We start from the raw sequence: 23,163 nt of genomic DNA on the forward strand, positions 1-23,163 counted from the left end.
GACAGCCCTTGCGGGGCCGCGGTTTCATCCGAGGACTTCCCACATGGCTTACGCCGATCTCAGCCAAGCCCGGCTGTTCTACGTCATTGATGGCCCCGCCGACGCGCCGGTGCTGGTGTTTTCCAATTCGTTGGGCACCTGCTCCGACATGTGGGCGCGCCAGATTCCCGAACTGACCAAGCATTTTCGTGTGCTGCGCTACGACACGCGCGGCCACGGCAAGTCGTCGATTCCCGACGGCGAATACACGTTTGAGCAACTGGCCGGCGACGTCGCCGAATTGCTGGCGCATCTGAACATCAAGCGCGCGCACTTCTGCGGGCTGTCGATGGGCGGCCCCACCGGCATCGCGCTGGCGCTGGCGCACCCGGAACTGGTTGGCAAGCTGGTGCTGTGCAACACGGCCGCGCGCATCGGGTCGGTGGAAGGCTGGAGCACGCGCATCGCCGCCGTGGCTGATCAAACGTTGGAAAAGATGGCGCCCACGCTCGTGGAACGCTGGTTGACCGACGACTACCGCGCCGCCGAACCGGGCCTGACGCAAGTGCTGATCGACATGCTGCGCCGCACGCCGGACGCCGGTTATTCGGCCAACTGCGCCGCGCTGCGCGACGCCGACTACCGCCAGCAAGTGTCCGCCATCACCGCGCCCACGCTGGTCATCAGCAGCACGCATGATCTGGCCGCGACCCCGGCCCAGGGCAAGGAACTGGCCGCCGCCATCCCCGGCGCGCGCTATGTTGAATTGAATACGTCCCATATTTCAAACTGGGAACAACCGGAAGCCTTCACCCGAGCGGTCGTCGACTTCCTGACGGAGTAACCGCATGCAGCGCTGGAAACATCGGCCCGAAGGCTCCAACTGGGGCGACTTCGGACCCGACGACCAACTCGGCCGCCTGAACCTGATTACCGAAGAACAAGTGCTGAAGGGCGCGCGGGAAATCCGCGCGGGCAAGACGTTTTGCTTGTCCTTGCCCTTGGACTTGCCGGGCGGCAACGTGCTGAACCCGCGCCGCCATCCGCCGCAACTGAGCCCGACCAAGCTTGCGGATACGCCGTACCTGAACTTTCCGTTGCGCAACGTCAACCCGGACGCGGTGGATGTATTGAGCGATGACCAGGTGCTGCTGTCGATGCAGTATTCCACGCAGTGGGATGCGCTGGCGCACGTGGGCGCGCTGTTTGATGCCGATGGAGATGGCAAGCCCGAGCTGCGCTACTACAACGGCTTTCAGGCGGGTGTGGATGTGGTCGGCCCGGCGGATAGCGAACATACCGGCTGCGGCTGCTCGACCGGCGGCCCGTCCGCGGCGTTGAAGTTGGGGGTGGAGAATCTGGCGCAGAAAGGCATGCAGGGGCGCGGCGTGCTGGTGGACCTGTTTCGCCACTACGGCCCGGGCCGCACGCTGATCGGCCATGCTGAATTGATGCATGTGCTGGAAACGGATGGCATCACGGTGGAACGCGGCGACATGCTGGTGCTGCGCACGGGCTACGCGGAAGCGGTCGTGGCGATGAACGGCACGCCGGACCCGGAAGTGCTGCATACGTACGGCGCGGCGCTGGACGGTACCGATGCGGCCTTGCTGCAATGGATCACCGACAGCGGCATCGCCGCGATCTGCGCGGACAACTACGCGGTCGAGGCTTACCCCGCCCGCGAAAAAACCGGCCCGCGCGCGATGCTGCCGTTGCATCACCATTGTCTGTTCAAGCTGGGCCTGCCGTTGGCGGAGCTTTGGTATTTGAAAGACCTGGCGGAGTTTTTGCATGCCAATGGCCGGCATCATTTCATGCTGACCGCCCCCCCGCTGCGCCTGCCGCACGCGATCGGCTCACCGGTGACCCCGATCGCGACTGCATGATGGGTTTCGCGCGATTTCCATTATGTTCCTTGCGGATGCCTCCTCGCGCTGCACCCATCCTACGGGTTGATGGATGGTGGCGGGTTGTGGCTGGATGGGTCGTGATGTCACCGCTGCATGATGGGTTTCGCGCGATGGGCGTTGCGGTATTGGCGGATGCCGGCGCGCGCTGCACCCATCCTACGGTTGATGGATGGTGGCGGGGTTGGCTGGATGGGTCGTGATGTCACCGCTGCATGATGGGTTTCGCGCGATGGGCGTTACGGTATTGGCGGATGCCAGCGCGCGCTGCACCCATCCTACGGGTCGTAAATTGTAGGATGGGTGGAGCGCGCAATATCAATGGCAAGAACCCCGCTGCGTATCGCGCGAAACCCATCATCCCGCCGCGGCGTTATGGCTGAATTGGCCATCTATCCACCGCCGCTTGATGGGTTTCGCGCGATTTCCATTGTGTTCCTTGCGAACACCTTTCCGCGCTGCACCCATCCTACGTGCCCATGACCGACTCCGTGGGGCGGCGAATTCCATGACGGGCCTGTGGACGGCGTCGCCCCGCCCCGATCATCCCTTCAGGCAGGTGCTCATGAATGTCTTGCGCGCATCCCCCGTCAATTTTTGATCGCCCGCCTTGGCGTTGCAGTCTTTCATTTTCTGCTGCTGCGGCGTCAATTCCTTGCCCGACGACGTTGTCTCGCCTTTCAGGCAACTGCTCATGTAGGCCTTGCGGTCGTCGCCCGTCTTGCCCGTGGCCGACTTATTGCATTCCGTCATGCGCTGCTGCTGCGGCGTGGGGGTCTTGGCGGGGGTGGCGGGGGTTTGGGCGTAGGCCCCAAAAAAACATGCGGACAACACCATGGCCGAGGCCATCCGAGTGGTACGGGAAAGCATGAGTTTTCTCCCTTGCGTTTAGCGCCCGCCTGCGTAGATACACGCATCAGACCGGGCTGCCGGCCGGTTGCCGACCCGGCCATCATCGAACAAACCGCCACGCGCCGCAAGCATCGGAAAGTTAGGAAAAGACAAGGCCGAAAAATCTCAATCTAGAGACATTCCGACGCATCCTTGTCATTAGGCGACGAATCTGGGAACAACCCACGCAACCTGTTACCGATTCATCCTTTTGACCCGTTGTGCACGGTGGCGGAAAGGTGTGAGATAGCCCCGTCCGCCCCAATAAGCGGATGGCGCAAACGGCGGCGCGGACAGCTAAGCGCCCCTACGCCGGCACACCTGGAGACCGCCATGAAACTCGCCCTTGCTTCCCTTGCCTTGCTGGCCGGGATGTCCGGCGCCGCCAGCGCGCAAAACCTGACTTACGGCGTCACGCTGGGCAATGTGCAATCGGTACGCGACACCAACATCAACATGTCCACCATTACCGGGTCGCTGGCCAACCTGTCGGGTCGCCCCATCTCCAGCGCGGTGCTGACCTACGTGCTGTACGACGCGCAAGGCCGCGAAGTGGGCCGAGTCAACGATGACGTAATCGGGCCGATTCCCCCGGGGCAGATCCGGCTGGTCAAGGCGGTGACGCCGCTGCAATTCACGAAGGTCACCGTGCTGGACGTCCGGGCGCAGTAGGCCGACGCGGTAAAAAAACCCTTATTCAAGCAGGGTTTAGACAGGCGGTTGTAGGGGCAAATATGGGAAAATTCCGCTTGCCGACTCGATAACAGGGGCTTCCAAACGAAGCCCCTTATTGCGTCTGTCGGCGTGCCAGCAAGCCTGGCCTAGATACTAGGAAGTGACACCATGTTCCCCAAAAGACTCACCGAAGGCTATCAATCGTTCCTGGACGGCCGTTTCCACTCGGAAAGCAGCCGCTATCAAAAACTTGCCGAACTGGGCCAAAGCCCGGAAATCCTGCTTATTGGCTGCTGCGATTCCCGCGTGTCGCCTGAAGTGATCTTTGACGCCGGCCCGGGCGAGATGTTCGTGGTGCGCAACGTCGCCAACCTGGTTCCGCCCTGTGAGCCGGATTCCGAATCGTCCTACCACGGCACCAGCGCCGCCATCGAGTTCGCGGTCAACGGCCTGAACGTGAAGCACATCGTCGTGCTGGGCCACGCCTCTTGCGGCGGCATCCGCTCGTTCTTCGACGACGCCAAGCCCCTGTCCAAGGGCGACTTCATCGGCAAGTGGATGTCGCAGATCGAACCGATGGCCGAGCGTCTGGGCCCCGGCTCCGGCGACCGCCAGACCAAGCTCAAGCGCCTGGAACTGGCCGTTGTCGAACACAGCCTGAATAACCTGATGACGTTCCCGTCCATCCGCCGCCGTGTGGAAAAGGGCGAACTGGAACTGCACGGCACCTACTTCGGCGTGGCCACCGGCGTGCTGTTCTTGCGCGATCCGGCAACGGGTGAATTCAACCCTTGCCTGGAAACCGGCATCACCGAATAAGGCGCATATCCGGTACGCTTGCGGCTGCTTTTCGCTTTCTTCAAAGACGCTACGCAACCGACAAGGACCGCTATGAAATTGTTTTTCTCGCCGGCTTCACCCTTCGTGCGCAAATGCATGGTCATTGCGCACGAACTGGCGCTGACAGAACGCATCGAAAACCTGCCCAGCGCCGCCGGCCCCGTCGCCCGCGACAAGAGCATCATTCCCAGCAACCCGCTGGGCAAGGTGCCCACCTTGATCACGGACGACGGCCAGGTGCTGTACGACAGCCGCGTCATCTGCGAATACCTGAACGACCTGGGCGGCGGTGCGCTGTTCCCCGCGAACGGCCGCGCGCGCTGGCAGGCGCTGGCTGATCAGGCCCTGGGCGATGGCGTCATGGACGCGGCGCTGCTGGCCCGCTATGAAACCGCCCTGCGCCCCGAAGCCTTGCGCTGGTCCGATTGGGTCGACGGCCAGATGAGCAAGGCGCACGACGCGCTGGCGCAACTGGAAAAGAACGTGGCCAGCCTGGAAGGCCGTGTAGATATCGGCACCATCGCCATCGGCTGCGCCCTGGGCTATCTGGACTTCCGCTACGCCAGCTACGACTGGCGCAGCAACCACCCCGGCGTTGCCGCGTGGTTCAAGACCTTCAACGCACGCCCGTCCATGCAGGCAACCCTGCCGCCGGCCTGACACGGTTACGCCTTGACGCCTAGTGCGACGGGCTGACACGACGCCGCGCCCGCAGCGCGGTAAATTTTGACGCAGGAAGTTCTGACGCCAAATATTGAACTTGTCAGCCCCCGGCAGAACCAAACCTCTGGTTCTTGTCGACTCGCACAGGGAGCAAGGATGAACATCACTGCGATCTCGCCCATTGCCCGCGTTGCGGCGCCCTACGCGGCGCACATCGCGCGGGTAGACGACACCCGCCCCAGTTGGGAAGCCGAGCGTCTGGCCCAGACCGTAGCCGCGCGCGAGGCCCAGCGCAGCGCGCAGGCGCAAGCGGCGTGGGAAGCCCAGCGCATCGCCCGCGCACGCGAAGCGGCCAGGTCGACAGAAGCGGCCAGGGCGAGCGATTCGCCAGCGTCGTCACAAACCATTCACACCCGCGCCGACGCGGCCGCCCGTGCGGCGGCCGCCGCGCTGCCCAGCCTGGATGTCTTTCGCGATCAGTACGCGGACACGCGCCTGCGCCGCGCCCTGGACGCTTACGCCACCCAACCCGACCCGGTGGCCCAGCGCGCCGGCAACGTGAACGACCTGGGCACCATCGAAGGCCTGATGCCCTTGCAGGCGTATCGCGTCGCCATGGCCAACCCGCAGGTGCAGGAACTGCAAACCGCGGTGGCCATGAAGGCCGCATCGGTGGCAGTGCCGGCGGTGGCCAACATCGGCGCCACCGAAAACGCTACCGACAACGCGCGCTACCGTCCCGGGTTTTCAGCCGCCATTTCCTGAGCGCAGCACGGCAGTCAGCCCACGACCCACCATGTAAAAAAGGCCGCCTGAGAATCTCTCAGGCGGCCTTTCCACATTCAGCGCGGTTCGGATCAGTGGAAGAATTCCGCGATCATCGTGGCGCCCAGGAAGGTGCCGGCGTTGGCGGCCAAGGACACCACCACGATCTTCCAGCCCAGCTTGCGGAAGGCGGGCAGGTCCTTCAGGATCGACAACCCGGCCATGGCCAGGATGACGGTCGTGAACGGCAGGAAGTTCACCTTGCCGACCAGCGCAATGATCTGGTCCGAATACGGCAGCACGCCCGGGCAGCCCGCGGTCATGGCGATCAGCGACAGCACGAACACGGCCGGCAGCTTGGGCACCACACGCAGGATCAGGTCGGTCAGCACCACCAGCAGGATGATGATGCCCATGCCCGGCAGCGCGTCCATGAACGGCACGTTGTAGCCCAGGCGGTTGCCCACCAGCGCGAACAGGCCGCAGATGACATAGGCGGTCAGGCGGTCGCCAAAGCCCAATTTGGAGTTATGCGCCGGCACGTCTTCCGACACACTGTTGTCGACCACGGCTTCATCGGCCTTGCCGCGCGAAAAGCGGCCCAGCACGGGTTCCAGCTTGCCGTACAGGAAGATGGTGGTCGGCAGCGAAATGAACAGCGTGAAGTACACGCCCACCACTGTCGTCAGCAAGTTGGCGGCGGCGGCCAGCGCGGCCACCTGGTGCGCCATCTCAGGCGTCTGCTGGGACGCAATGGCGCCCACGCCGGCGGCCATCATGCTGCCCGAACCGACGCCTGCGCCCATGGCCAGCGATCGCGGATCAAAAATGTTCAGGCTGGTGATGAAGCCGGCCATCAGCGCCACGAACAGTGCGCCGATCACCGTGCCCGTGATGTACTCGGCCATCACGCCACGGCCTTCCGGCGAGTTCATGCCGTAGCGCTCGCCGATGATGGCCAGGCTGGGCTCGCGGCCCACCGAGAACGTGGCGCCGATGGCTTCACGCTTGATGCCCAGCAATAGTGCCAACGGCAGGCCGATGGCCATGGTGCCGAAGAAGTGCCCGAATTCCTGGAACACCAGCGCCCAGCCGGCCTCGCGCACCTGCGGCAGCGCGCCGCCCACCATCAGGCCAAGCTTGGCCAGGAACGGCAGCAAGGCGTATTGCAGATAGCCGCTGATGCGGGTCTGCATGGCCTTGTCGATGGCGCTGCCCACGGGCAGCCGCTGGCCAAAAGCCGCCACGATGGCGCCAATGAAGATGGCCCAAAGCATCGGTTGCAGAACGATCTTGCCCGGGCCCACCGAAAACGTGACGCTGCCAATCGCTTCGGAAATGACCACCACCAACAAGATGGCGGCAAGCATTCGAACGCGGGCGGATAGCGACATGGAAGGCGCGGCCAGACTGGCGCTGGCGTAAGACATCAATTTCCCCTGATGAACGTGAGTATGTTTTCGCGGTCCGGCGATCCGGCGGTCCGGCGATCCGGCGGTCCGGCGGTCCGGCGATCCGGCGGTCGGCATTCCGCAGGTTTGGTGGCCGCTGGCCGGCGGCTGGCAACCCGGCGATCAGCCGGTCAGGCCATTCGGCGGTCCGGCGCCTGCCTATCCGGCGACCTGCGTCCTGCGACCGGCGACCGGCGAACCAGCGATCCGGACACCCAACTGCGTGCGCGAACAGCAGGCGCGATTTTCGCCTGGGGGTCCGATCGGCAACCATGACATCGCGCGGGCATAAGCGTTGCGTAAAATGCAACGCACGGCCTTTTCCTGGGAAAATTTTGCACGACATCCCAAAAGATTCGGGTAAACCCTGACCTACCACTGTGGATCTGCCGCCGCACCACCCCGCCCGCAGCCTGCCTTCAAGAGCCCGCCATGGATGAAAAACTCGACGCCCGCCGCACCCACTATTTCATGCAGGTCATGAGCCGGGGCTCCGTGCGCGGCGCCGCCGAGGTGCTGGACATGGACCCGTCCGCCGTCAGCCGCGCCATCGCCGCGCTGGAACGCGACTGCGGCATGGCGCTGTTCGAACGCCGCGGGCGCGGGGTCGTGCCCACCGACGCCGGCCACATCCTGGCGCGCTATGTGAAGCGCCAGCAGAACATTCAGGAAAGCTTCTTTTCCGAGATCGACAGCCTGCGCAACGCCGAACGTGGCCATATCGACCTGGTGCTGGGCGAGGGCTTCGTCGAACTGATGTTCGACCGCGTGCTGCCCGGCTATTGGCGCAGCCACCCCGAGGTGACGTTGGACATCGACGTGGCGCGCACGTCGGAAATCGTGCAGCGCATCGTGGACGACCGCGCCTATATCGGGCTGGTGTTCCAGCCGCCCAATGACGCGCGCCTGCGCACGCACTATTCGCGCCCCGAACCCATCCGCGCCATCGTGCAGCAAGACCATCCGCTGACCCGGCTGGGCCGGCCGCTGCTGTTGACTGACCTGGCCGATTATTCCGGCGCGTCGATGCAGGAAGGGTTTGGGGTCCGGCAACACATACAGGCCGCCGAAATCAGCGAACAGGTACGGCTGCGTAACGTGCTGACCACGTCATCCTTCAAGGCGCTGTGGCAGTTCGCGGCGGCGGGCATCGGGTACGCGCTAACGCCGCCCATCGCCGTCACCGCCGACATGCGCGCCCAGCGCCTGGCCAGCCTGCCGCTGGCCAACCCGATCCTGAACCAAGGCAGCCTGCACGTCCTGAGCCGCGCCGGCCGCCACATTTCCCCCGCGGCAAGAGAACTGCTGGACCACATCGTGCGCGGAATTGGTGCGACGGCGGCGGACGGACCCATCGAAGCCGATCGCCAATCGTAGGATGGGTGAAGCGCGAGGATGGATGGCAAAAGAATGCGGGCGCCGAACGCGCGGAACCCATCGGACGGTGGTTGTGCCGTGGCGAAAATTGCCGTGTGTTCACCGGCGTTTGATGGGTTTCGCCGTGGCGAAAATTGCCGGGTGGTCACGGGCGTTTGATGGGTTGCGCGCGGTCAGGGTTGGGGTTCTTGCCTGGGTCCTGCCGCGCTTCACCCATCCTACGTGCCTTTTGGGGACCTGTGGTTGGGGTGGGGCCGATCGCCATCGCGGCGGTGATCAAATCCCGCCGCCCCAAGGCGGACCGCCGCCTTATTTCCTTATTACCATAATGACTTAGACGCTGATATCTGCTGCCTGTTACGGTTATGAATCCCCTTTTCCGCCGCCCCGCGCCGGGCGCAAAAAGGCTCGAACCGCGAAGACCACAAGGGCAGTAGACATGTACGTGTATGACCCCGTCGACCAGCAGCTTGTCGAGCAACGTGTGGCGCAGTTTGCCGATCAGACGCGCCGCTTCCTCGACGGCCAGCTTACCGAAGATGAATTCCGCGTTCTGCGCTTGCAGAACGGCCTGTACATCCAGCGCCACGCGCCCATGCTGCGCGTGGCCATTCCGTACGGCATGCTGGCGTCGCGCCAACTGCGCACGCTGGCGCACATCGCGCGCAAGTGGGATCGCGGCTACGGCCACTTCAGCACCCGCCAGAACATCCAGTTCAACTGGCCCAAGTTGGAAGACGTGCCGGACATCCTGGCGGAACTCGCCACCGTCCAGATGCACGCCATCCAGACCAGCGGCAACTGCATCCGCAACACCACCACCGACCACTTCGCCGGCGTCGCGCCCGATGAGCTCGTCGACCCGCTCGTCTGGTGCGAGATCATTCGCCAGTGGTCCACGCTGCACCCCGAATTCGCTTTCCTGCCGCGCAAGTTCAAGATCGCCGTCAGCGGCGCCGTGCAAGACCGCGCGGCCGTGGGCGTGCACGATATCGGCCTGCAAGCCGTTGAACGCGATGGCAAGCTGGGCTTTCGCGTGTGGGGCGGCGGCGGCATGGGCCGCACGCCCATCGTCGGCAAGCTGATCAACCCCTTCGTGGAATGGCAGCATCTGCTGACCTATCTGCAAGCCGCGCTGCGGGTCTACAACCTGCATGGCCGCCGCGACAACAAGTACAAGGCGCGCATCAAGATCCTGGTCAAGGACCTGACGCCCGAAGTCTATGCCCAGCAGGTCGATGAACAGTGGCAGCTCATCAAAGACGGCCCCGACACCATCACCCAGGAATTCGTTGACGGCATCAAGGCCCGCTTCGTGTGGCCGCAATACGACGCCGCCGCCGCGCAAGACACCGACAACACCGACGCCCTGGCCGCCGGCGACAAGCGCTTTGCGCGCTGGCTGCGCACCAACGTGCACGCGCACAAGGTCGCGGGCTACGCCGCCGTCACCGTTTCGCTCAAGCCCACCGGCGTGCCGCCCGGCGACATCACGGCCGACCAAATGGACGCCGTGGCCGACCTGGCCGACGCCTATGGTTACGGCGAACTGCGCGTCTCGCACGAGCAGAACCTCATCCTGGCCGACGTACGCCGCGCCCGTCTGCACGAGCTTTGGCAGAAGCTGGAAGCGCTGAACCTGGCCACGCCCAACGTCGGCCTGTTGACCAACATCATCGCCTGTCCCGGCGGCGACTTCTGCGCGCTGGCCAACGCCGTGTCCATCCCCGTGGCCGAAGCCATCCAACGCCAATTCGACGACCTGGACTACCTGTTCGAAATCGGCGAACTGGACCTGAACATCTCCGGCTGCATCAATTCCTGTGGCCACCACCACGTGGGCCACATCGGCATCCTGGGTGTCGATAAGGCCGGCGAAGAGTGGTATCAGGTCACGCTGGGCGGCCGCCAGAACGGCGCGGCCAAGCCCCTGCCCGACCTGGAATCCACCCGGGGCGGCGGCGCCGCCGTGGGTCGCATCATCGGCCCCTCGTTCGCGCGCGACCAGGTGCCCGGCGTGGTCGACCGCCTGATCCGCACCTACCTGGGCCTGCGCGACAGTGAAACCGAGCGCTTCATCGACGTGGTGGACCGCGTTGGCATCGACCCCTTCAAGCAGGACGTCTACGCCGATCCCGCCTTCGCCAAACCCGCACAAAGCGCCGAGCCCGCCCATGTCTGACCTCTACGCCCACGACGCCCCCGGCCCGCACCTGATTCTTGACGGCCGCCTGCAAGCCGATACGTCTCGCCCGTTCGTGCCCGAACCCGAAGTGGCGGCCGAAGGCCAGGTGCCCACGGACGAACCCGGCTGGGTCGTGCCGCTGTCCATCTGGAAGACGTCGCGCGCCACCTTGCGCCGCCACAAGCATCCCGTGGCCGTGCTGCTGGAACCCGACGCCGACCTGCGCGACCTGCTTGATGCCGACGGCACCCTGAACCCCGCCGGCATCGCCTTCATTGCCGTGGATTTCCCGAACTACACGGACGGCCGCGGTTATTCGCTGGCGCAGTTGCTGCGCACGCAATACCACTGGGCCGGCGAACTGCGCGCGGTGGGTGACGTCATGATCGACACCATCCACTACCAGGCCCGCGTCGGCTTCAACAGCTTTCTGGTCAAGCCCGGCCACGACCCGCACAAGGCGCTGGACGCCTTCAAGACGTTCACGGTGCACTACCAGAAAACGTATCGCGCGCCCCCGTCAGCAGCGGCCGCCTGATACGCCCACGCGCCGCGCTACAGCCGGGCTTCGTCCTGCGCCAGGTGCGTGCGGATGAGCTCGGCAATACTGCGCTGGCGCGTGGCTTGCATGCGGTCGATCACGCTGGACACGCTGACCGCCAGTCGCGGATAGCCGCTGGCATCGCACAGCGCCACGCCCACGCCCAGCACCCCGGGCACGGCGGCGTTGCCCACCACCGCCCAGCCCCGGCCCCGCGTGTTCTCCACCAGGCGCCGCATGTGCGCGGCGGTCATGCCGCCATAGGCGCTCAGGGCTTGCGCGTTTTGCGTCACCACATCATCGGCTTCGCCCGGCGGCAAGGCGGCCAGTAGCGCCAGCCCCGCCGCGCCCACGCCCAAGGGCTGGCGGTGGCCCACCGTTACCGCCAGCACCTGCACGGCGTAGTTGCCCACCTCGCGGTGCAGGCACAGCGAATCATTGGCCGCGCGGCAAATCAGGAAGGCCGAGTCGCCCGTTACATCGCTGATCTGGCGCAGTATCGGCCGCAGCCTCCGCACCGCCTGCGCGTGGGGGTCGTCCGCCAGCATCACCCCCAGCTCCGCCAAGCGCCAGCGCGGCGCGTTCGGCTCGCGCAGGGCGTAGCCCTCTTCCATCAGCACATCCAGGTAGCGGTACACCGTAGACCGCTGCATCCCCGCCGCGCGCGCAATATCCGCCACGTGCATGCCCCCGGCCCCCGCCTGCCGCAACACCCCCAACACCCGCAGCCCACGGCGCAGGATGCGCGGGCCAGTCTCTTCCGAATCACGTTTGTTCATATTTTGGACACGCTGCGTTGATGACGCCCTTGACTAAGCCCAATATGAAAACGGGCAGACAAAGATCTGTCCAAATACTAGACAAATAGGACGGAGACAACAATGAAGACAATCACCAGGAGGCTGGCCGCCATCGCGGCCGCCCTGAGCGGCACGCTAGCCGTCAATGGCGCTTCGCTTGCGGCCGCGCCCTATCCCGATCGGCCCGTGACCATCGTGGTGGGCTACGCCGCCGGTGGCGCCACCGATATCGTCGCGCGCTTGATGGCCAAGTCGCTGACGGAAGAGCTTGGGCAAAGCTTCGTCGTCGAAAACAAGACGGGCGCCAACAGCAATATCGGCGCGGAAATCGTGTCGCGCGCGACGGCCGACGGCTACACGCTGTACATGGGCTCCATCGCCAACACCATCAACCGCTCGCTGTACAGCCAGCTCAACTACGACTTCATCAAAGACTTCAAGCCGGTCGGGCTGGTCGCCACCATTCCCAACATTCTTGTGGTCAACCCCAAGGTGCCCATCAAGACGGTGCAGGAATACATCGCCTACGCCAAGGCCCACCCCGGCAAGCTGACCTGCGCATCGTCCGGCAGCGGCTCGTCCATCCACCTGTCGTGCGAGCTCTTCAAGATGGAAACCGGCACCGACATCCTGCACGTCCCGTATCGCGGCAGCGGCCCGGCCGTGGCCGATCTGCTGGGCGGACAAGTGGATTCCATGTTCGACAACCTGCCGTCGTCGCTGCCGCATGTGCAGGCCGGCAAGCTGCGCGCGCTGGGCGTCACGTCGCCCAAGCGGCTGGATGCCACCCCCGATGTGCCCACGCTGGCCGAATCCGGCCTGCCCGGCTTCGACGTGGAATCCTGGTTCGGCCTGGTGGCGCCCGCCGGTACGCCCGACGCCGTCGTCAAGCGCTTGAACGAGGCCTTGAACAAGGCGCTGGCCAGCCCGGCAGTGCAGGCGTCCTACAAGCAGGCCGGCTTCTACGCGCCGCAGCCGCCGAATACCCCGCAGACCTTCAGCAAGAAGATCGACAGCGAAATCGACAAATGGGGCGCCGTGGTCAAGCGCGCCAACATCAAGGCCAACTAGGTTCAAGGAGCACAGGTGTACCCGATCGATTTTTTCTTCCGCGCCGCCGAGCAGTACCCGCAGCGCGTAGCCCTGGACGGCCCCGATGGCGTCGTGACCTACGCCGAACTCGCGGCCGACACGCGGGCGCTGGCGGCCGCCTTGCAAGACCTGGACCCTGCCCCGCAAACCCGCGTGGCCATCTGCGCGGGCAATTCCGCGCGGCACATCCTTGCCTTGCTGGCGGTGATGGCCAGCGGCAAGGTCTGGGTACCGCTCAACTACCGCAGCACCGAGCGTGAGATCGGGCGCATCCTGGACGCCACGGCCCCGTCGATCGTCATCGTCGACGGCGTCGGGGCGCCGCTGGCGCCCACATCGGATGGCGCGCGCATCCATCTGGACGACAACACGGAAGCATTGGCGGCGGGCGCGCTGCTCAAGCGTTATGCAGGGCGCGAACCCGTGCGCCACGACTTGTCACGCGATGCCACCCAGGCCATCAAGTTCACGGGCGGCACGACTGGGCTACCCAAGGGCGTGATGCAGCCGTACCGCGCGTGGAACGCCGGCATCATCAACCAGATCGCCAGCTGGGAACTGACCAGCGAAGACCGCTACGTGGTGTCCGCCCCCATCACGCACGGCACGGGCACGTATCTGTTGCCCATCCTGGCCCGTGGCGGCGCGCACCTGCTGCTGGACAGCGTGACGCCGGCCAGCATCACGGCGGCGTTTCGCGAACGGGGCGGCACGCTGAGCTTCATGCCGCCCACGCTGATCTACATGATCATGGCGCAGCCAGGCGTGTCTCGCGCCGACTTCCCTCGCCTACGCAACCTGATCTACGGCGGCGCCCCCATGCCGCCCGAAAAAATCGACCGCGCGCGCGACTTCTTCGGCCCCGTGCTGGGCACCACCTACGGCCAGACAGAAGCGCCGCAGATCGTCACCGTGCTGCGCCCCGCCGACCTGGAAACGCCCGAGAACCGCGCCTCGGTTGGCCGGGTGACCTGGCTGTCAGACGTGGCCATCATGGGCGCCGACGGCGCGTTGCTGCCCCGGGGCGAGATCGGCGAAGTGGTGGTGCAGGGCGACCTGACCATGACCGGCTACTGGCGCCTGCCCGAGAAGACGGCGGAGACCGTGGTCAACGGCTGGCTGCACACGGGCGACACCGGCCTGATCGATGCGCGCGGCTACCTGTTCCTGAAAGACCGCCTGCGCGACGTCATCATCACCGGCGGCTTCAACGTGTATCCCGTGGATGTCGAGAACGCGCTGTCGGCGCACCCCTCGGTGTATGAGTGCTCGGTGTTCGGCCTGCCCGACGACAAATGGGGCGAGGCCGTGCACGCCGCCGTCCAGCTACAACCTGGCGCGCAAGCCGACGCCGACGCGCTCAAAGCCCATGTGCGCGCGCTGCTGGGTCCGGTCGCCACGCCCAAACAATTCCATTTCCACGACAGCCTGCCACGCTCCAGCGTCGGCAAGGTGTTGAAGAACGCTGTGCGCGACGCCGCGCAAAAGGAAACGCCATGAGCACCACCCCTGAAACCCGTCTTTGCGCCCACCACCTGACCGGCATGTCGTACCGGGACGTCGATCTGGTTGAAGACCTGATCGGCAAGAAGACGTTTACCGAAGTCATGATCATGCAGATCCTGGGGCGTGACGCGCGCCCCGTGGACATGCGCATCGTCGACGCCGTGCTGGTGACCTTGATGGAACACGGCATGACGCCCAGCGCCATTGCCACGCGCCTGATCTACATGAGCGCGCCCGAGAATCTGCAAGGCGCGGTCGCCTCCGGGCTGATGGCCGTGGGCAGCCAGTTCGTGGGCACCATGGAAAATTGCTCGCGCCTGCTGGACCGCATCAAGCAGGCGGCCGATGGGCGCACCGAAGCGCTGGCCATCGCACGCGAGTTCCGCGAGCAGCGCCGCGCCCTGCCCGGCTTTGGCCACCATCTGCACAAGCCCGACGACCCACGTTCGATCAAGCTGTTGGCGCTGGCCGAAGCCGAGCCGGATCTGGACGGCGCATCGCTGCGCGCGCTGCGCCTGCTGGCAAGCGCGGTGGACGAGACCTATGGCAAGCACATCACCATCAACGCAACGGGCGCGGTGGCGGCGCTGCTGAGCGAGATCGGTGTACCCACCAACCTGATGCGCGGCTTCGCCGTCATTTCGCGCGCGGCGGGCCTGGTGTCGCACGTGGCGGAAGAACAGCAAAGCCCGTCGGGCCGCTACATCTGGGAAACCATCGACCACGCCATTCCCTACGTGGGCAAGGGCAAGACACATCAGCAGGACGGCGAGGGCTCGGCATGACGGCCACGGGCGCTGCCTCTATCACCAATGCCACCGCTGCCACCAGCGGCGCGCGTCTGGCAGGCAAGATCGCCTTGGTGGCCGGCGCCGGGGCGTCGGCCGCCGGCTGGAGCATCGGCCGCGCAAGCTGTGTGACGTTGGCGCGCGAAGGCGCGTCAGTGGTGGCGCTGGACGTGGACCTTGCCGCCGCCGAAGACGCCGCGCACCAGGTTGAACTGGCGGGCGGCAGCGCCTTGCCCGTGCAGGCAGATGTGGCCGACCCGGACGCCATGCAGGCCGCAGTCGATGCCGCGCTGCGCCGCTACGGGCGTATCGACATCCTGCAAGCCAATGCGGGCATCGGCAAGGTGGGCGGGCCGGAAGACATTTCGCTGGAAGACTGGAACCGCATCCAGCAAGTGAACGTGACCAGCCTGCTGATCGCCACGCGCATCCTGGCACCGCTGATGCGCCAGCAAGGCGGCGGGGCCATCGTCACGGTGTCGTCGATTGCGGGCATCCGTTACACCGGCTATCCGCACCTGGCCTATAGCGTCAGCAAAGCCGCGGTGATTCATTTTGCGCGCATGGCGGCGCAGCAATACGCGGCCGACGGCATCCGCGTGAATACCGTCATCCCCGGCCTGATCGACACGCCGCGCGTGGCGCAAAACGTGGCGCGCATGTTCGACCCCAACGACCTCCAGGCAGCGCTGGCCGCGCGCGACAAGCAGGTGCCGATGGGTCGGATGGGCACGCCCTGGGAAGTGGCGAAAGCGGTGGCCTTCCTGGCATCGGACGATGCGTCCTACATCACCGGCACGGAGCTGGTGGTGGACGGCGGGTTGACAGGCAAGTACGCCTGACGCGCAGTGCGTCAGGCGCGGCGCCCCTTGCAGGCGCCGCGTTTCGAAGGCGGGCAGGCAGCGCGGGTATGGCGGCTTACCAAGACGTGGAATACGCGCCCGGGAACTGCTTGGCCACAAACGCCTTCACCTCGTCCGACTGGTACGCCTTGATGAAGCGCGCAACACGCGGGTCATTCTTGTTGTCTTCGCGCGCGGCGATCACCACGGCGGCGAACGGCGCGTCCTTGCTTTCCAGTGCCAGCGCGTCCTTGGCGGGCGACAGGCCGGCCGGGATGGCATAGGCGGAATTCACCGCCGCCGCATCCACGTCCGACAGCGAGTGCGGCAACTGCGCCGCTTCGATTTCGATGAACTTCAGCTTCTTGGGGTTCTCGACCACATCGAACAGCGACGCGGTCACCGTGACGCCGTCCTTGAGTTTGATCAGCTTGGCCGCCTGCAACACCAGCAGCGCGCGGGCGCCGTTGGTCGGGTCGTTGGGAATGGCAACCTTGCCGCCTTGCGGCAGATCATCAAGCGACTTCAAGCGCTTGGAATAGATGCCCATCTGCTGCACCACGGCGGTCGCCACCGGCACCAGCTTGTAGCCGCGCGCCTTGTTCTGCGAATCCAGGAAGGGCTTGTGCTGGTAGATGTTCAGGTCCAGCTCCTTGGCGTCCAGCGCGGCGTTGGGCTGGATGAAGTCGCTGAATTCAATCAGCTTCACTTTCAGGCCCTGCTTGGCCGCCACCTGCTGCGCCACTTCACCGATTTGCGCGTGCGGACCAACGGTGACGCCCACCTTCAGTTCGGCGTCCTGCGCCATGGCTTGGGTGCCGGCGAATCCGAGCACGGCGGCAAAAATGGCGAGGGTATGGCGAAGGCGCATAGGAAGCTCTGCATGTAAAAAGAATGACCCGCGATTCTATGCAGCGCGCTACCAAACTGGAAGCGATGAATATTCATATTGATATGAGCCAAATCGTATAAAGCGCCGCCCCATGACAAGCCCGCCTCATGCGGACACAATAGCGGCTGCCTTCAATTACACGCCTTGCGCCATGTCCACCAACAACGAACTCCACCCGCACGCGCGCGCGCTGCTTGCCGACCACTACGCCGCCATCGATGCCGACCTGCCCGCATTGCTGGAGTTGCTGTTCGCGCGCAGCGCCGGCGAAGACTGGCACAAGACCGGCACCTTCAAGCACCATCTGCTGGGCGTGTACCGCACGCTGGCGCTGTGGAACCAGCCGCGCGAAGTGCGGATGCTGGGTCTGTTCCACAGCGTCTACGGCAACGAATACGTGGACTTGACGCTGTTTGACCGCGAGCGTGAACGCTCGACGCTGCGCGAGGTGCTGGGCGAAGAAGCCGAAGCGTGGGTCAGCCTGTTCTGCGAGATGCCGCGCACGAAGTTCGTGCAGGCGGTGCTGGCGGGCCAAGGTGCGGGCAGCGACGGCATGACGCTTGAGGGCGCTAACGGGCAGGTCTTTACGTTGACGCCACGCCAGGTCGCCGCGTTCATCGTCGTGTCCGCCGCCGACATCGGCGAACAATGGCATAGCTGGCAAGACGAGATCTTCGCGGGCTATCCGCAGCAGCAGCGCCGCGATTTGAAAACGAACTGGGCGTCGTCGCTGTGGCCAGGTCCGCTGAAGCCGCCGTCGAATATTCTGTCGATGCTGTCGCACCTGTTGGCGCCCTTGTCGCGCATGCCCGCCGATACCGGCATCCCCATTCCCCCGGCGTTCGACGCCTGCCGCGCCACGCTCAGCGCGCGCGACGAGGCGGCCGCCAGCGCGCTGTACTGGCAAGTCATCACGCGCATGCACCCGCTGACGGAAATGGACAGCGCGCGCCACCTGCTGGAAGCCGCCGTCGAACACAACCCCTGGGTGGGCGAGCCGCGCTTGCTGCTGGCGCAATTGGCATTGACCTCGGGCGATTTCGATGCGGCACAAGCGCATGCGGCAGCGGGCCTGGCGGCCTTGCAAGCCTGGGGCACGGCATGGGACAAGCGGATTGAGTGGGCGGGCTGGATGGCCTGGGCGCGCATCGAACTGCAAAACGCCCGCGCACGCCAATGGCCGGAGAATCTGGCCGCGCTGAATGGCCTGGGGCTGGTCGAGTAAACGCGCGCGGCCGCGATGCAAACAGCCCCGCATGCGGGGCTGCTTCATGTTCGCGCTACATGTTTACGCTACATGTGCACGCTAGATGTGCACGCTACATATTCACGCTACCGAGGCTCGTCGGCTACTTCATGCCTTCCCAGTGCGGGCCGGGCACGACGATGTCGAACAGTTCCAGCACGCGCGCCACGGTGTGGTCCACCATTTCTTCAATGCTTGCCGGGCGGTGATAAAACGCCGGCAGCGGCGGAAACACGATGCCGCCCATTTCGGTCACGGCGGTCATGTTGCGCAGGTGCGCCAGATTGAAAGGCGTTTCCCGCACCATCAGCACCAGGCGCCGACGCTCCTTCAAGGTGACGTCGGCGGCGCGCGTGATGAGGTTATCCGACAGGCCATGCGCCACGGCCGCCAAGGTGCGCATCGAACACGGCACGATCACCATGCCCGCCGTCTGGAACGCGCCGCTGGCCAGCGTGGCGCCCACATCGCGCACCGAATGCACGTGGTCGGCCAGCGCATAGATGTCGTGGCGGCTGACATCAAGCTCGTGCTTGATGTTCAACACGCCCGAGGCCGACACAACCAGGTGAGTCTCGACATCGTCCACGCCGCGCAAGGCTTGCAGCATGCGCACCGCGTAGAGCGCGCCGGTGGCGCCCGTGATGCCGATGACAAGTCGCCGCATGGGCGACTTAAGCCGTGGCGCCGGATTGCTCCAGCAGCGTCTTCAGTTCGCCGGATTCATTCATCTCGTTCATGATGTCCGAGCCGCCGATGAATTCGCCCGCCACGTAAAGCTGCGGGATGGTGGGCCAGCTGGAGAATTCCTTGATGCCCTGGCGGACTTCGTCGTCTTCCAGCACGTTGACGGTAACCAGCTTCTTCACGCCACAGCCCTTCAGGATCTGAATGGCCTTGCCGGAAAAGCCGCATTGCGGGAATTGGGCAGTGCCCTTCATGAACAGCACGACGGGGTGCTGGGTCACGGTTTCGCGGATGAATTCTTGAACGTCGCTCATGGTGGTCTCTTGGACAGGCATAACGGAATACGCCAATTATAGGTACAGCGGAAAAAACGGCCGTAAATACCCGTAAAGCTGGGCGGATACCGGCCCCGCGCCGGGCTACTCGGGCGGGCTTTTCGCGGGTTTGCCGTAGTGGAAAACTGTAACAGCCGGGTCAACTGCCCGGGCGGTCAACGCCCCCCGGCCGGCCAGCGCCCGCCGGAAATTCTTTCAATGCCCGCCAGGTCGTGCCGGCTGTGCACCGATTCAAAGCCCGCCTCCGCCAGCAAGCCGCGTACCGCCTGCGCCTGATCCCAGCCATGCTCCATCCATAGCTGCGCGCCCGGCTTCAGGTGCGCGCCGGCGCCGGCCACGATGCGGCCCAGGCCTTCCAGCCCGCCCGCGCCATCGGTCAGCGCGCCGCGCGGTTCGAAGCGCAAGTCGCCCTGGTCCAGGTGCGGGTCGTCATTGGCGACGTAGGGCGGATTGGACACGATCAGGTCAAAGCCCTCGCCCGCGGGCACGGCGTCAAACCAACTGCCTTCCACGAAACGCACCGAAGCGGTCAGATCCCAGGCGTTGGCCGCCGCCACCTTCAGCGCGGCGGCACTGACGTCGGACGCCATCACGCGCGCGTCGCGGCGCGCCAGGGCGATCGATATCGCGATGGCGCCGCTGCCCGTACCTAGATCCAGCACGGCCGGCCCCGCAATGCCCGCCACGCATTCCAGCGCGGTTTCCACCAGCACTTCGGTGTCGGGGCGCGGAATCAGCACGTCGGGCGTGACGCGAAACCGGTGGCCCATGAACTCGCGATGGCCCAGCAGATACGCCATGGGTTCGCCGGCCAGGCGGCGCGCCAGCAAGGCCTCGAACGCCGCCGCCACATCAGGCGCAAGCGGATCGGTGTCATGCGCCAGCAGCCAGGCGCGCGGCTTTTGCAACACGTGCTCAAGCAGCATGCGCACTTCCAGGCGCGGCAGGCGGGTGTCCAGCAGCAGGCTTTTCAGCTGGGGCGTCGTCATGGCGCCGCCTTAGATGTCGTCGCCCAGCGCCGCCAACTGCTCGGCCTGATGCTCGGCGATCAGCGCGCCGGTCAGCTCTTCCAGGTCGCCTTCCATGATCTGCTGCAACTTGTACAGCGTCAGGTTGATGCGGTGATCCGTCACGCGGCCCTGCGGGAAGTTATAGGTGCGGATGCGCTCGGACCGGTCGCCCGTGCCGATCAGGCTCTTGCGCTCGGCCGCTTCCTTGCTTTGGCGTTCGCGCGTTTCCTTGTCTTTCAAGCGCGCGGCCAGCACCTGCATGGCCTTGTCCTTGTTGCGGTGCTGCGAGCGGTCGTCCTGGCATTCCACCACCAGCCCCGTCGGCAAGTGCGTGATGCGCACGGCGGAATCGGTCTTGTTGATGTGCTGGCCGCCCGCGCCGCTGGCACGGAACGTGTCGATGCGCAGGTCATTGGCGTTGATGACGATTTCCGACATCTCGTCGGCTTCGGCCATAACGGCCACGGTGCAGGCCGACGTGTGGATGCGACCCTGCGCTTCGGTGGCGGGCACGCGCTGCACGCGGTGCGCGCCGGACTCGAACTTCACGCGGCCGTAGGCGCCGTCGCCGTCAATGCGGGCGATCACTTCCTTGTAGCCGCCCAGTTCCGAGGCGCTTTCCGACATCAGCTCGACGCGCCAACCGCGCGTTTCCGCATAGCGCGTGTACATGCGCAGCAGGTCGCCCGAGAACAGCGCGCTTTCATCGCCACCCGTGCCCGCGCGAATTTCCAGGAACACGCTGCGTCCGTCATTGGGGTCGCGCGGCAGCAGCAGCAATTGCAGTGCGCTCTCCAGGCTTTCCAGCTTGCCTCGGCCCGATTTGATCTCGTCTTCGGCCATGGCCTTCATTTCGGGGTCAGACAGCATTTCCTGCGCGGTCGCCAGGTCTTCCTCGGTGCGGGCGAAAGCGGTGAAGGCCTCGACCACGGGTTCCAGCTCGGCGCGTTCGCGCGAGAGCTTGCGGAAACGGTCCATATCGGACGCGGTTTCCGGTTGGGCGAGCAACGCGTCCACCTCGATCAGGCGGTTACACAGATGCTCCAGCCGGCTGCGCATGGAAGATTTCATGGGGAATGACCAAAGAGAAAACAGGAATAGCGGGCGCCCACAAAGACGAACGCCCGCCAGGAGGCGGGACGTGGGGCAGATTCGCTAACGGCGGGAGTCGCGGCCGGGGAACAGGCGCGGCATCCAGGCAAGCAGTTGCTTGCGGTCGTCGCCTTCGCTGCGGTTCAACGCCGCCAGCGGGCCGTGCAGGTATTTTTGCGTCAGCCCGTGCGCCAGTTGTTCCAGCACGGCTTCGGGCGATTCGCCACGCGCCAGCAGGCGGCGCGCGCGTTCCAGTTCAGCGGCGCGGACGTCTTCGGCGGCCTGGTGCAGGTCGCGGATGACGGGCACCACTTCGCGGGACTGCATCCAGTGCATGAAGCCCTGGACGCGGGTTTCGATAATGGCTTCGGCCTGCACCACGGCGGCGCGGCGCGCGTCGGTGCCGGTCTGCACCAGGCGGCCCAGGTCATCCACCGAATACAGGTAGACGTCGTCCAGGCGGCCGACTTCAGGTTCGATGTCGCGCGGCACGGCCAGGTCGATCATGACCATGGGGCGGTGGCGGCGCAGGCGCGTGGCCCGTTCCACCATCCCCAAGCCGAGGATGGGCAGGGAGCTTGCCGTACAGGACACGATGACGTCGAATTCCGACAGGCGGTCGGTCAGGTCGGACAGCTTCATGGTGCTGGCCGAAAAACGGTTGGCCAGGATTTCGGCGCGCTCGGCCGTGCGGTTGGCCACAACCATGCTGCGCGGGCGTTGCGCGGCAAAGTGGGTGGCGCACAGTTCAATCATTTCGCCCGCGCCGATGAACAGCGTGCGGGCCTGGTCCAGGTTGCCGAACACGCGCTCGGCCAGGCGGACGGCGGCGGCGGCCATGGACACCGACTGCGCGCCGATGGCGGTTTGCGACCGCACTTCCTTGGCCACCGAGAACGTGCGCTGGAACATCTGGTGCAGCAAGGTACCCAGCGACCCGGCTTCGCCGGCGGCGCGCACGGCGTCTTTCATCTGACCGACGATCTGGGTTTCACCCAGCACCATGGAATCCAGCCCGCTGGCCACGCGGAAAGCGTGACGCACGGCGTCGTCTTGATGATGGCGGTACAGGTGCGGGCGCAGCGTGCCGGCGTCCAGGCGGTTGTGTTCAGCCAGCCAGGCAGGCAGTTGATCGGCAACGTGGCCGTCAGCGGCGCAATAGATCTCGGTGCGGTTACAGGTGGACAGGATGGCGGCTTCGCGGACGGAACCGCCGAATGCCGAACGCAGACCTTCCAGCGCGGGCTTGACCAGATCGACGGGCATGGACACGCGCTCGCGAACCGAAACCGGCGCGGACGTGTGGTTCAGACCGAAGGCAAGGACAGCTACCGACATGTGGGATGCGTAAAAGACTGCCACGAAATAACTGGAAGATTATACCCCTGCGGGTTATCCCCAGCGCAGTTCCGCCCCCTGCCGCGACGCTGCGTCGCACCTATCCGTGCCATTCACCCAACAGTCAGGGCGGAAACCGGGGCGGAAAAATTGTTGGCGAATTGCCCCGCCTTGCTGGCGTGGCCCCAAAAAATTGTGTATAGTTGCGGACTTCGTTGGCCTGGTAGCTCAGTCGGTAGAGCAGAGGATTGAAAATCC

Annotated in this window: 23 protein-coding genes; 14 read left to right on the forward strand and 9 right to left on the reverse strand. The window is 65.2% G+C overall.

Going from position 1 to position 23,163, the window contains the following annotated elements; translation table 11 throughout:
* Positions 1–43: 43 nt before the first annotated feature.
* Entirely contained in the window at positions 44–823 is a 780-nt protein-coding gene (pcaD, locus tag ACE04A_RS24030; protein ID WP_448716732.1) for a 3-oxoadipate enol-lactonase, read from the forward strand.
* A gap of 4 nt (positions 824–827) precedes the next feature.
* Entirely contained in the window at positions 828–1,868 is a 1,041-nt protein-coding gene (locus tag ACE04A_RS24035) for a cyclase family protein (RefSeq protein WP_438860360.1), read from the forward strand.
* Positions 1,869–2,432: 564 nt separating this feature from the next.
* Here the strand turns inward: ACE04A_RS24035 and ACE04A_RS24040 are convergent.
* On the reverse strand, positions 2,433–2,759 hold the full coding sequence (locus ACE04A_RS24040) for a PsiF family protein (protein WP_438859960.1): 327 nt from the start codon (positions 2,757–2,759) through the stop codon (positions 2,433–2,435).
* Between the two features lie 354 nt (positions 2,760–3,113).
* On the opposite strand from ACE04A_RS24040, the gene ACE04A_RS24045 reads away from it, so the two are divergent.
* The 4 genes from ACE04A_RS24045 (at position 3,114) to ACE04A_RS24060 (ending at position 5,723) form a co-directional block, all read left to right on the forward strand.
* Positions 3,114–3,452: an FxLYD domain-containing protein gene (locus ACE04A_RS24045; protein ID WP_279995386.1), complete on the forward strand. Its 339-nt coding sequence runs from the start codon at positions 3,114–3,116 to the stop codon at positions 3,450–3,452.
* Positions 3,453–3,623: 171 nt separating this feature from the next.
* Entirely contained in the window at positions 3,624–4,274 is a 651-nt protein-coding gene (locus ACE04A_RS24050) for a carbonic anhydrase (protein ID WP_100854169.1), read from the forward strand.
* 72 nt (positions 4,275–4,346) lie between these two features.
* Positions 4,347–4,955, forward strand: coding sequence for a glutathione S-transferase (locus ACE04A_RS24055; protein ID WP_447991914.1), 609 nt, complete (start codon positions 4,347–4,349; stop codon positions 4,953–4,955).
* A gap of 159 nt (positions 4,956–5,114) precedes the next feature.
* Positions 5,115–5,723, forward strand: coding sequence for a hypothetical protein (locus tag ACE04A_RS24060; RefSeq protein WP_485820584.1), 609 nt, complete (start codon positions 5,115–5,117; stop codon positions 5,721–5,723).
* Between the two features lie 92 nt (positions 5,724–5,815).
* On the opposite strand, the gene ACE04A_RS24065 is transcribed toward ACE04A_RS24060, so the two are convergent.
* Positions 5,816–7,153 (reverse strand): DUF3100 domain-containing protein, encoded by a 1,338-nt coding sequence (locus tag ACE04A_RS24065; RefSeq protein ID WP_279995384.1) that lies wholly within the window; start codon positions 7,151–7,153, stop codon positions 5,816–5,818.
* A 453-nt stretch (positions 7,154–7,606) separates the two neighbouring features.
* On the opposite strand from ACE04A_RS24065, the gene ACE04A_RS24070 reads away from it, so the two are divergent.
* The 3 genes from ACE04A_RS24070 to ACE04A_RS24080 all read left to right on the forward strand — a co-directional run bounded on the left by ACE04A_RS24070 (position 7,607) and on the right by ACE04A_RS24080 (position 11,274).
* Positions 7,607–8,551, forward strand: a complete 945-nt coding sequence (locus ACE04A_RS24070; RefSeq protein ID WP_259250786.1) for a LysR family transcriptional regulator — start codon at positions 7,607–7,609, stop codon at positions 8,549–8,551.
* Positions 8,552–8,990: 439 nt separating this feature from the next.
* A complete protein-coding gene (locus ACE04A_RS24075) occupies positions 8,991–10,733 on the forward strand; it encodes a nitrite/sulfite reductase (RefSeq protein WP_485820585.1) in 1,743 nt (580 codons plus the stop codon).
* Complete coding sequence (locus ACE04A_RS24080; RefSeq protein ID WP_448716735.1) at positions 10,726–11,274, forward strand: DUF934 domain-containing protein; 549 nt, start codon at positions 10,726–10,728, stop codon at positions 11,272–11,274. Before ACE04A_RS24075 ends, ACE04A_RS24080 begins: the two co-directional genes overlap by 8 nt.
* Positions 11,275–11,291: 17 nt before the next feature.
* Here the strand turns inward: ACE04A_RS24080 and ACE04A_RS24085 are convergent, their stop codons facing one another.
* Positions 11,292–12,056, reverse strand: a complete 765-nt coding sequence (locus ACE04A_RS24085) for an IclR family transcriptional regulator (protein ID WP_485820586.1) — start codon at positions 12,054–12,056, stop codon at positions 11,292–11,294.
* A gap of 102 nt (positions 12,057–12,158) precedes the next feature.
* On the opposite strand from ACE04A_RS24085, the gene ACE04A_RS24090 reads away from it, so the two are divergent.
* The 4 genes from ACE04A_RS24090 to ACE04A_RS24105 are packed head-to-tail and all read left to right on the forward strand — an operon-like array spanning position 12,159 to position 16,305.
* The gene (locus ACE04A_RS24090; RefSeq protein WP_259250791.1) at positions 12,159–13,148 is read left to right on the forward strand and encodes a Bug family tripartite tricarboxylate transporter substrate binding protein; all 990 of its coding nucleotides are present in this window, start codon (positions 12,159–12,161) and stop codon (positions 13,146–13,148) included.
* 15 nt (positions 13,149–13,163) lie between these two features.
* Positions 13,164–14,669 (forward strand): class I adenylate-forming enzyme family protein, encoded by a 1,506-nt coding sequence (locus tag ACE04A_RS24095; RefSeq protein WP_485820587.1) that lies wholly within the window; start codon positions 13,164–13,166, stop codon positions 14,667–14,669.
* Complete coding sequence (locus ACE04A_RS24100) at positions 14,666–15,460, forward strand: citryl-CoA lyase (RefSeq protein ID WP_448716738.1); 795 nt, start codon at positions 14,666–14,668, stop codon at positions 15,458–15,460. Before ACE04A_RS24095 ends, ACE04A_RS24100 begins: the two co-directional genes overlap by 4 nt.
* On the forward strand, positions 15,457–16,305 hold the full coding sequence (locus ACE04A_RS24105) for an SDR family NAD(P)-dependent oxidoreductase (RefSeq protein ID WP_485820588.1): 849 nt from the start codon (positions 15,457–15,459) through the stop codon (positions 16,303–16,305). The genes ACE04A_RS24100 and ACE04A_RS24105 overlap by 4 nt, the downstream gene beginning before the upstream one ends.
* A gap of 76 nt (positions 16,306–16,381) precedes the next feature.
* Here the strand turns inward: ACE04A_RS24105 and ACE04A_RS24110 are convergent, their stop codons facing one another.
* Entirely contained in the window at positions 16,382–17,176 is a 795-nt protein-coding gene (locus ACE04A_RS24110) for a MetQ/NlpA family ABC transporter substrate-binding protein (protein WP_279995379.1), read from the reverse strand.
* Between the two features lie 172 nt (positions 17,177–17,348).
* Here ACE04A_RS24110 and ACE04A_RS24115 point away from each other — a divergent pair, with 172 nt between their 5' ends.
* Positions 17,349–18,422 carry a DUF6817 domain-containing protein gene (locus ACE04A_RS24115; RefSeq protein ID WP_448716741.1) on the forward strand — a complete coding sequence of 358 codons (1,074 nt, stop codon included), beginning with the start codon at positions 17,349–17,351 and terminating at the stop codon, positions 18,420–18,422.
* A gap of 124 nt (positions 18,423–18,546) precedes the next feature.
* Here ACE04A_RS24115 and ACE04A_RS24120 read toward each other — a convergent pair whose 3' ends face one another.
* The 5 genes from ACE04A_RS24120 to hemA form a co-directional block, all read right to left on the reverse strand.
* Entirely contained in the window at positions 18,547–19,110 is a 564-nt protein-coding gene (locus tag ACE04A_RS24120; protein ID WP_006227138.1) for a UbiX family flavin prenyltransferase, read from the reverse strand.
* A gap of 7 nt (positions 19,111–19,117) precedes the next feature.
* Positions 19,118–19,444 (reverse strand): Grx4 family monothiol glutaredoxin, encoded by a 327-nt coding sequence (gene grxD / locus ACE04A_RS24125; protein ID WP_006227137.1) that lies wholly within the window; start codon positions 19,442–19,444, stop codon positions 19,118–19,120.
* Positions 19,445–19,620: 176 nt separating this feature from the next.
* Positions 19,621–20,454 (reverse strand): peptide chain release factor N(5)-glutamine methyltransferase, encoded by an 834-nt coding sequence (prmC, locus tag ACE04A_RS24130; RefSeq protein ID WP_448716743.1) that lies wholly within the window; start codon positions 20,452–20,454, stop codon positions 19,621–19,623.
* 9 nt (positions 20,455–20,463) lie between these two features.
* Positions 20,464–21,546, reverse strand: a complete 1,083-nt coding sequence (prfA, locus tag ACE04A_RS24135) for a peptide chain release factor 1 (protein WP_485820589.1) — start codon at positions 21,544–21,546, stop codon at positions 20,464–20,466.
* Between the two features lie 84 nt (positions 21,547–21,630).
* Positions 21,631–22,905: a glutamyl-tRNA reductase gene (hemA, locus tag ACE04A_RS24140; protein WP_046803238.1), complete on the reverse strand. Its 1,275-nt coding sequence runs from the start codon at positions 22,903–22,905 to the stop codon at positions 21,631–21,633.
* Positions 22,906–23,163: the final 258 nt, after the last annotated feature.

The organism is Achromobacter colocynthidis (genome assembly GCF_057334535.1).